The 1,005-nt window shown below is 73.4% G+C and carries 1 protein-coding gene; it reads right to left on the bottom strand.

The genetic code is table 11. The annotated features are described in order from the left end of the window. Positions 1-1,005, bottom strand: a 1,005-nt coding sequence (locus U9980_RS25695) for an HNH endonuclease signature motif containing protein (protein WP_322770287.1), incomplete at both ends; no start/stop codon positions are given.

Genomic DNA, 1,005 nt, shown 5'->3' with positions numbered 1-1,005 from the left:
TCGGTGGTCCCGCCGTCAGCATGGGGCTGGACGTGGTCGAGGTCGCAGGCCGCGGCGGGTTTACGGCAGCTCGGGAACCGACAGGTGCGGTCCCGGGTCTGCACGTGACGGGCGAGCGCGGCTGAGGGGAACCGTCGCCGGCTCACATCCAGGAGACTGCCGTCGACGGGGTCGGTGAGGATCCGCCGCCAGGTGGCGTTGGCCGCGCAGGCCAGGTCGCGGGCGAGCCCGGCGGGGATCGGCCCGTAGCCGGCCAGCTCGCCGGGGGCGTCGGTCAGCCCCAGCAGGGTGTCAGCAGGCACGATCACCCCGACCTCGATGTGGACGGGTTCGTAATCATGATGGCGGCCCAGCAGTAGATCGGTGAGGACGTCCGCGCGGCGTTCATCCATGCTCCGGGGATCGTCCGGAGCGCCGGCACAGCGGGCGAGGGCGTCGATGTGCTGGTAGGCGGCCTGGGCTTCGGCGGCCGGCAGGAACGCCCACAGTTCGGCCATGCCGTCGTCGAGGGGTCCGATGCGCACCTGCCGCTCCCGGCGCTGCTTCTCGTGGCGCCGCTGGGCGCCATCGGGGTCGACGGCGAGCACGGCCCGGCGCAGGGCCTGGCGGAACAGCGTGTGGCTCGCCCGACCGCCGCGGGCCAGCACCTTCTCCTCGACGGCTGCCGCGTGGACCTGCGACAGCGAGCCGGTGGCGTCGGCGACCGCGCGCGCTCGGCCCAGGTCGATCGCACCGGCTTCCAGAGCGGCCAGGGTGGCCGGTAGCCGGTAGGTCACCGTGTGCGCCAACTTCAGCTGGGCGGCCGCGGCGCTGCACGACAGGTCCAGCTCGATGGCGATCTCGCTGGCGGCGAACTCGCTGAACACCGGGTCCGGCCCGGCCGCGGACCGCAGCTCGACGAACCGGGCCTGCGTGCGGATCAGCGCCGCGTCCAGCCTGGCCTTCTCCCGCACGATGGTCGTCATGAGGGTCAGGCAGGCATCCGCGTCCAAGGCGGCGATGGGC

The organism is Protofrankia sp. Cr1, assembly GCF_963555865.1.
In the GTDB taxonomy this organism is placed as follows: Bacteria; Actinomycetota; Actinomycetes; order Frankiales; family Frankiaceae; genus Protofrankia.
This window is presented reverse-complemented; position numbering and strand designations above follow the sequence as displayed.